Annotated in this window: 6 protein-coding genes; 2 read left to right on the top strand and 4 right to left on the bottom strand. The window is 72.9% G+C overall.

Translation table 11 applies throughout. From position 1 onward, the window contains the following. Window positions 1-223: 223 nt before the first annotated feature. Entirely contained in the window at window positions 224-415 is a 192-nt protein-coding gene (locus tag ACFVXJ_RS15550) for a hypothetical protein (protein ID WP_389662227.1), read from the bottom strand. 168 nt (window positions 416-583) lie between these two features. Beyond that, on the bottom strand, window positions 584-3,667 hold the full coding sequence (locus ACFVXJ_RS15555; RefSeq protein ID WP_389662228.1) for a BTAD domain-containing putative transcriptional regulator: 3,084 nt from the start codon (window positions 3,665-3,667) through the stop codon (window positions 584-586). A 143-nt stretch (window positions 3,668-3,810) separates the two neighbouring features. Here ACFVXJ_RS15555 and ACFVXJ_RS15560 point away from each other — a divergent pair, with 143 nt between their 5' ends. Further along, complete coding sequence (locus tag ACFVXJ_RS15560; RefSeq protein ID WP_389662229.1) at window positions 3,811-5,028, top strand: amidohydrolase family protein; 1,218 nt, start codon at window positions 3,811-3,813, stop codon at window positions 5,026-5,028. A 155-nt stretch (window positions 5,029-5,183) separates the two neighbouring features. Next, on the top strand, window positions 5,184-6,026 hold the full coding sequence (locus ACFVXJ_RS15565; RefSeq protein WP_389662230.1) for a trypsin-like serine protease: 843 nt from the start codon (window positions 5,184-5,186) through the stop codon (window positions 6,024-6,026). Between the two features lie 68 nt (window positions 6,027-6,094). On the opposite strand, the gene ACFVXJ_RS15570 is transcribed toward ACFVXJ_RS15565, so the two are convergent. Both ACFVXJ_RS15570 and ACFVXJ_RS15575 read right to left on the bottom strand, forming a co-directional pair. Then, on the bottom strand, window positions 6,095-6,535 hold the full coding sequence (locus tag ACFVXJ_RS15570) for an NUDIX hydrolase (protein WP_389662231.1): 441 nt from the start codon (window positions 6,533-6,535) through the stop codon (window positions 6,095-6,097). A gap of 570 nt (window positions 6,536-7,105) precedes the next feature. Further along, window positions 7,106-7,678, bottom strand: a complete 573-nt coding sequence (locus ACFVXJ_RS15575) for a hypothetical protein (RefSeq protein WP_389662232.1) — start codon at window positions 7,676-7,678, stop codon at window positions 7,106-7,108. Window positions 7,679-7,994: the final 316 nt, after the last annotated feature.

The raw sequence follows: 7,994 nt of genomic DNA on the forward strand, positions 1-7,994 counted from the left end.
AGCTGGCGCGTGGGGGGTTGGTTGTGAGGCTGCCCATGCTGCGGGCAACTGGCCGTACACATGCACTGGGGGGGGCCGGGGTGGCCCCCCCGGCCCCCCGCGGCCGCCGTCCCCCGTACGAGCCCTCGGATCTCCCCCGTACGTATCCCCCCGTACGCATCCCCGTGGGCTTCCCCCGTACGTTTCCCCCGTACGTCCCCCGTGCGTGCTGTGCTCGCCTCCGCTACGGGCGCGGTACGGACGCGTGGTTGTCCAGCGTCACGATGTCCGCGTCCAGAGCCTTGTCTTCCTGCCCGGGCAGCGGCGTACCGCCCGAGGCATGGTTGTCGAGCGGCGTGATCTCGATGCCCGACGCGTGATTGTCGAGCGGTTTGATGTCGCCGTCGTTCGGCAGGGCGTTCTCGTTCGTCGTCATCGGATCTCCTGATGGATGAGTCGGGCCCGTTCGGCGATTCCCCCGTGGACCGCCGAACGGGTAGTCCTCCAGTCGACCCGCGAGCCCCCCGACCGAGCCGATGTATTCATGATGGCGTGCGGCGATAAACGAACGATGAACGTCCCGTTCATCCGGCGTCCGTGCAGGTCAGGCCGCCAACTGCGATGCCAGTAAGGTACGTACTTCGGCCAGCTCCGCCGAACCCAGTTGCGCGAACACGCTTTCCGCGTCCCGCCAGCACACCCGGGCGCGGTCCCGCTGCCCCAACCGCACCAGGGCTTTCCCCAGCACCGTCAGCACCGTCGCCCGGCGCCACTCGCCGCCGATGCCGCGCAGCGCGATGGCCTGCTCGGCGTGCGAGGCGGCCAGCGTCGGCCGGCCGGCCGCCAGATGGGCCTCGGCCAGCCGGAAGTGCGTCACGCCCTCCCACAGCGGCTGCCGGTTCTCGTGGAACAGCGACAGCGCCTCGCCGAGCTGCTCCAACGCCTCCCCGAGCCGGCCCGCCTGGGTGAGCGCGATGCCCAGCGCGTAGCGGCCGTTGGCCAGGCGCAGGGTCAGCCCCATCCGGTCGTAGATGGCGATGCCCTGCTGCGCGAGGTCTATGGCGCTGGGCAGGCGGCCGAGTTCGACGTGGATCCGGGAGAGGTTGCACAGGGCACTGGCCTCCCCGACGAAGTTGGCGTCGGCCCGGAAGTTCGCGATCGCCTCCAGCAGGAACCGCTCGCCGTCGGCGTGCCGCCCCTGGTAGAGCGCGATGATCCCGCGGTCGTTGGGGGCCCAGCAACTGGGCAACGGGTCGTCGGCCTCCCGGGCCAGGGCCATCGCCCGACGCGCCTCGTCGTCGGCCTCCGCGAAGCGGCCCGCCACCAGGTGGACCATCGTCAGCGTGGTCCGGGCCCGGCCCTCGGCGTGCGGGTCGCGCACGCCGCGCGCCGTCTCGCACAGCGCGCGGGCGGCGGACTCGTACTGCTTGGAGTTGGCCCCGGACTCGGTGAGGTCCTTCGCCGCCCACAGCAGGTCCACCGCCCGGCGCAGCACGTCGGGCCGCTCGGCGCCGCGTACGGATGCCTGCCGGACGCACGCCAGCAGCGGGTCCGCCTCCGCGAACAGCCAGTCCAGGGCGGTCCGCGCCTCGGTGAAGGCCAGGCCGGGGTGGTGGGTGGCGGACATGTGCGCGGGCAACCGGTCGCCGGGGCGTTCCAGGGCGTACACCCCGGCGGCGGTGGCGAGGTAGAAGTCGAGGAGCCGGTCGAGGGCGGCGGTGCGCCCGCCCGGGGGCTGCTCGTCGCGGTCGGCGCAGGCACGCGCGTAGAGCCGTACGAGGTCGTGGAAGCGGTAGCGGCCGGGCGCGGCGGATTCGAGCAGGGAGCAGTCGACCAGGGCTTCGAGGAGGTCTTCGGTGTCGTGCTCGGGCAGGTCCAGTACGGCGGCGGCGGCCGGGAGGGAGATGTCGGGGCCGTCGGCGAGCCCGAGGAGCCGGAAGGCGCGCTGCTGGGCGGGCTCCAACTGGCCGTAGCCCAGCTCGAAGGTGGCCTTGACGGCCAGGTCGCCGGCCTGGAGCTCGTCCAGCCGGCGGCGTTCGTCGGCGAGCTTCGCGGCGAGGACGGACACCGTCCAGGTGCGGCGGGCGGCGAGCCGTGACGCGGCGATGCGGATGGCGAGCGGCAGGAACCCGCAGGCGCCCACCACGTCGAGGGCGGCCTGCCGCTCGGTGCGCACGCGCTCTTCGCCCACGATGCGGGTGAACAACTGGAGGGCCTCGTCGGGGCTCATCACGTCCAGGTCGACCAGGTGGGCCCCGGCCAGGCCCGACATGCGGACCCGGCTGGTGACGAGGGCGGCGCAGCCCGCGGTGCCCGGCAGCAGCGGGCGCACCTGGGCGGCGTCGCGGGCGTTGTCGAGCAGGACCAGGACGCGCCGGCCGTCGAGGGTGGAGCGGTACAGCGCGGCCCGCTCGGCGGCGGTGTCGGGGATGGTGGTGTCGGGAATGCCCAGCGCCCGCAGGAAGGACCCGAGGACGGCGACGGGCTCGGCGGGGCGCGGCTCGGTGCCCTGGAGGTCGACGTAGAGCTGGCCGTCGGGGAAGTGCGGCCGGGCGGCGTGCGCGACGTGGACGGCGAGGGTGGTCTTGCCGACGCCGCCGATGCCGGCGAGCGCGGAGACCGCCATCACCTGGCCCTCGGCGCCGGCCAGGATCGCGCCGAGCTCGTTGACGAAGGGTGCGCGGCCGGTGAAGTCTGGCACCGTCGCGGGTAGTTGCGCGGGCCGGACGGCGACGGGCGCGGCGGCCGGGGCCGGGTCCTCGGCGCGGGCGAGTTCGGCGTCGGCGCGCAGGATGCGCTGCTGGAGCGCGGACAGTTCGGGGCGGGGGTCGACGCCGAGTTCGTCCGCGAGGAGGCGGCGGGTGTCGGCGTAGACGGCGAGCGCCTCGGCCTGCCGGCCGCTGCGGTACAGGGCGAGCATCAACAGCTCGCGCAGCCGCTCGCGCAGGGGGTGGGCGGCGGTCAGCGCGGTGAGTTCGGAGACGGCCTCGGCGTGGTGGCCGACCTCCAGGTCCAGGTCGAGCCGGGTTTCGAGGAGTTGGAGGCGCCATTCGGCGAGGCGGGTGCGCTCGGTCTCGGCGTGCGGGCCGGGGACGCCGGCGAGGGGTTCGCCGTCCCACAGGTCCAGGGCGCGGGCGAGCAGCGTACGGGCGAGGACGCGGTCACCGGCGGCGCGGGCCATGTCGGCGTCGGCGGCGAGGGCGCGGGCGACGCCGAGGTCCAGGGCAGCGGCGTGGTGCAGCCGGATCGCGTAGCCGCCGGCGTCGGTGACGAGCAGCCCCGGGTCGAGGACCTTGCGCAGGCGCGACGCGTAGGTACGGATGGTGGCGAGGGCCTGCTGCGGCGGCTCGTCGCCCCAGATCGCGTCGATGAGTTCGGGCGCGGTGGCGGTGCGGCCGTCGCGGAGCAGGAGCGCGGCGAGCAGGGCGCGCTGCTGGGGGCTGCCGGAGGGCAGCGACTCGGCGCCGCGCCAGGCGCGGACGGTGCCGAGGACGGCGAAGCGGTTGCCGGGGTCGGGGGCGGTGGTGTCGACGGTGCCGGCGGCGGGCTCGGCGGGGCGGACGGGGCCGGCGGTGGGCCTGTCGGCGGCAGGGGTGCCGGCCGGGGTACGGGTGCCTGCGGTGGTGGGGGACATCCGCGCCGCCTCGGGGTGGTTCCGCTGGTGCGGGATGGCCGGTATGCCGTCCATCTGTCGTCCCCCCTGCCTTCCGTCGGTGTAAGGGCCAGTCTGCCCTGTCTTGCACGTACCCGTCAGCCCGCAGCGGAGTGATCCCTTCCCGACCGCCGCACAACTAGCTGACGATCCGTCAGTTCAGCGCTACGGTAGTCGTCATGGAGACCTTCCCCAAGATCATCTCGGTGGACGACCACACGGTGGAGCCCCCTCACGTCTGGCGGGACCGGCTCCCGTCCAAGTACCGCGACATCGGGCCCCGCGTCGTCCGCGCCCCGCTGAAGGAAATGACCTTCCTCGGCGGGAGGTTCGCCCCCGTCATGGGGGCCGAGGGCGACGACGGGCCCATCGGCGACTGGTGGGTGTACGAGGACCTGCACCGGCCGCTCACCCGTCTCGACACGTCCGTGGGATACGACCGCGACGAGATCAAACTGGAAGTCATCACCTACGAGCAGATGCGCCCGGGCTCCTTCTCGGTTCCCGAGCGACTGGCCGACATGGACGTCAACCACGTCCAGTCCGCCCTCTGCTTCCCGACGTTTCCCCGCTTTTGCGGGCAGACCTTCACCGAGGCGGCCGACCGGGACCTGGGGCTGCTCGGCGTACGGGCGTACAACGACTGGATGGTCGAGGAGTGGTGCGGCCCCGACGCCCACGGCCGCCTCATCCCGCTCACCCTCGTCCCCCTCTGGGACGCCCGACTCGCCGCCGCCGAAGTCCGCCGCAACGCCGCGCGCGGGGTGCGGGCCGTCGCCTTCTCCGAGATACCCCCGCACCTCGGACTCCCCTCCGTCCACACCGACGAGTGGGATCCCTTCCTCCAGGCGTGCGACGAGACCGGCACGGTCATCGCCATGCACATCGGCTCCTCGTCCCGGATGCCGTCCACCTCGGCGGACGCCCCGCCGGCCGTCGGCTCCACCATCACCTTCGCCAACTGCTGCTTCTCGATGGTCGACTGGCTGATGAGCGGCAAGTTCGAGCGCTTCCCGAACCTGCGGATCATGTACGCGGAGGGCCAGATCGGGTGGATCCCGTACATCCTGGAACGCGCGAACGTGGTGTGGGAGGAGAACCGGGGCTGGGGCGGGGTCGCGGACAAGGTCCACCGCCCGCCGTCCGAGCTGTTCGCGGAACACGTCTTCGGCTGCTTCTTCGACGACGCCTTCGGGCTGCGGAACCTCGACGCGATCGGCGTCGGCAACGTCCTCTACGAGACCGACTACCCGCACTCCGACTCCACCTGGCCGAAGTCCCGCGAGGTCGGCGAGGCCCAGATGGGGCACCTCGCGCCCGACGTGGTGGAGCGCATCGTCCGCGGCAACGCCATCGACCTCCTCGGCCTGACGCCGGAGGGGCTGTGGGCGGGGTGAGCCGGCTGAGCGGCTGATCCGTCGGCCCGCGCGCGTCAACACCCTCGGCCCGGTGGTGGGATGGTAGAGCCCGGGACCTCGGCGGGGTCCGGCCCTTGCGGCGGCAGGGGCGCCAGGGCATGCTTCGCCAGAGCAAAGTGGGGAGGGTGGCGGTGGTGGACAAGCGGACCGTGGTGACCGCGGTGCTGTGCGGGGTGGCGGCGCTGGGCGCGTCCGCGGCCATGACGACGGTGGTGCCGGCCGCGGACGGGACGGCGACGGCGCATCCGAAGTCGGCGCCCTCGGCGGCGGTCTCTGCGAAGCCGCCGTCGCGGTCGCAATCACCGAAGCAACCCCAACTGGCCAAGCCGCCCCGGCCGAGCTCCACCCCGGTGATTCCGCGCCCCGGCGGTCCGTCCGCCTTCACGGGCGCGCTGTTCGAGGGCGGTCTGGACGGTGATCACTTCTGCACCGCGACCGTCGTGCACAGCCCCGGCCGGAACCTGATCGTCACCGCCGGGCACTGCCTGGTGGCGGGCAAGGGGGGAGTGGGCAGCGCCGTCTTCGCACCCGCGTACGCGAACGGGAAGGCCCCGTACGGTACGTGGAAGCTCGAAGAGGTCTACGAGGACGAACGCTGGACGGACGACGGGAACGACGACTACGACCTCGCCTTCGCCCGCCTCGCCCCCGACGCCTCGGGCCGCAACATCGAGGACCTCACGGGCGCGGCCGTCCTGGACACCTCGGGCCGCACCGGCGAGGAGGTCACGGTGACCGGCTACCCGGCCGACCGCAAGGTGCCCCGTACCTGCACGGCGGTGTCGATCCGGGAGAAGGCGACCGAGCAGCGCTTCGACTGCGCCGACTTCCCCGGCGGTACCAGCGGCAGCGCGTGGATCGCCCGGGACGGGAAGATCGTCGGCATCCTGACGGGCGGCGATACGGACGACGTCTCCACGAGCACGGTGCTGGGGGAGTACGCCGCTTCCCTGTACGCCCGCGCGACGGCGGGCTGAACGCCGACCCGTCGGCGGGGTCGGGGCGCTTGGGCGCCGGGTTCTTCGGTGTTCCGGCGATCAGCCGATCAGGCGATCAGACCGAGGTGGACGGGCCCGGTGGAGGCGCGGGCCAGCAGCTCGTTCAGCCGCGGCGGCCAGAGGGGCTCCCCGAGGGTGGCCAGCGCGTCCTGGGAGAGCCAGCGCCAGTGGGCCTCGGGGTACTCCGGTACGGGGTCGCGGCGGGGGCCGGTGGTGACGTAGATGTGCTCGTGCTGGCGGACCGGTGTGCCCTTGTACGTGAAGTCGTGCTCCCAGGTGCAGAGCAGCCGCTGCGGCTCCAGGTCGGTCCACCCGGTCTCCTCCCGCAACTCCCGCCGCACGCACTCCTCGGGACTCTCCCCGGGGTCGATACCCCCGCCGGGCGGGAGCCAGTGGATGCCGACTTCGATGTTGTTCTCCCGGAAGAGGAACACGGATCCAGTCGGGGAGAGTACGACAATTCGCGCTGCCTGACGTGGAGTTCTCATCAGATCAGAGTACGTCGGAAGGTGCGGGACGGTACCGGTGTGGGGGCGGGGGCTTTGGGGGGCGGGGTTGTGGTGGGGCGGTGTCGGGGTGGTGCTGGGGGCTGGAACGGTCGGAGGTGTGCCCGGGGAGAGCCGGTCTCAGCGCTGCCCGACCGAAGCCCCGGTTCAGCCCCTTGGCCGCCTGGGTCGTTTCAGCCTCGTGGGGGCACCTGCCAGCGGTAGCTGGGGGAGTTTGAGGCGCGGGGTCTGGGGCGGAGGCCCGGAAAGCCCCGAGCGCAGCGAGGGGATCCGCCCACCGCCGCCCCAGATCGCTACGCGCTTCTCCCGTCACGCGTCCGCGGCCCGTCTGGGGCCGGTCATAGGCCGCCACGGATCGTGAAACGGCTGACGGGCCCCGGCGACGAACCACACGCCATCGGCTGAACACAGACCGACGAAACCGGCGCCGATTGCCGCCCGGAGAGCGGCCGCAGGCCGGATGGGGCGGTTCCAAGCTCACTGGGCCCGGCGCTCGTGTCGCCGGCAAGCGCTAACTGACAACGTGGACAACGTTCCACAATTACCGCGCAGTCATCCGGCAGGTCGCTCCACCGAACGGAACGCGAGGGGAGGCCAGGCCGGGCGCTTGGCCAGGACCGAGCCGAAGAGCATGGCCCCGGGAAGGATGCCGGCGACGAGCGCGATGAGGGACGCGGAGGAACCGTAGGCGCTCAGCGCCAGTCCCACCACGCCACAGAATGACATCCCGGCGGCCAGCCATCGCATGGACGGCAGCCGCCAGACGGCGGCCAAGCCGAAGAAGTGGAGACCGACCACCAGCGCGATCCAACCGACCGTCGCCTGACGGGCGTGAAGAACCGGATTGAGCACGATGAGGCCCGCCGCCCCGACGACTACCTCGGCGGCGACGACGTAGCGGTAGTTCCGTCCGAATGTCGTGGCATCTGTGGCGGGCGGTGCGACCCTGCCGGCGCGGCGCAGTACGACCACCAGAGCGACGAATGCGGCGAACCCGAGGACGCGGAACGCGATGGCGGCTGCCGTCGGCAAAGCGCCGGCGTTCACCATGATGAAGATGAACCCGAATATGCCACCGATGAGTCGTGCCCTGGTCATGGCGCCAGTATCACTGATGTGGATCATGAGACCAATTGCGTTGCGCAGCACCTCGATCCGCGCTCGGACATCCCTGTCCAGCGCGGCGATCGTCGCCGGGGCACGTCAGCCGTTTCACGGTCCGTGGCGGCCTATGACCGGCCCCAGGCGGGCCGCAGACGCGTGACGGGGGGAGCGCGTAGCGATCTGTCGCGCCGTGGATGGGTCCCCTCGCTGCGCTCGGGGCGGGGGGGGGGGGCCCCCGCCCCCCCCCCCCCCCCCCCCCCCCGCGGGGCGGGGGGGGGGGCGGGGGGGCGCGGGGGGGGCGGCCCGCGGGGGGGGGGCGGGCGCCCCCGCCGCCCCC

This window comes from Streptomyces sp. NPDC058279 (assembly GCF_042881255.1).
Taxonomy (GTDB): Bacteria; Actinomycetota; Actinomycetes; order Streptomycetales; family Streptomycetaceae; genus Streptomyces.

Excerpts from the sequence above, each read along its gene's own strand:
- ACFVXJ_RS15555 (WP_389662228.1), bottom strand. The coding sequence starts at position 3,667 with ATGGACGGCATACCGGCCATCCCGCACCAGCGGAACCACCCCGAGGCG.
- ACFVXJ_RS15560 (WP_389662229.1), top strand. The coding sequence starts at position 3,811 with ATGGAGACCTTCCCCAAGATCATCTCGGTGGACGACCACACGGTGGAG.
- ACFVXJ_RS15575 (WP_389662232.1), bottom strand. The coding sequence starts at position 7,678 with ATGATCCACATCAGTGATACTGGCGCCATGACCAGGGCACGACTCATC.
- ACFVXJ_RS15550 (WP_389662227.1), bottom strand. The coding sequence starts at position 415 with ATGACGACGAACGAGAACGCCCTGCCGAACGACGGCGACATCAAACCG.
- ACFVXJ_RS15570 (WP_389662231.1), bottom strand. The coding sequence starts at position 6,535 with ATGAGAACTCCACGTCAGGCAGCGCGAATTGTCGTACTCTCCCCGACT.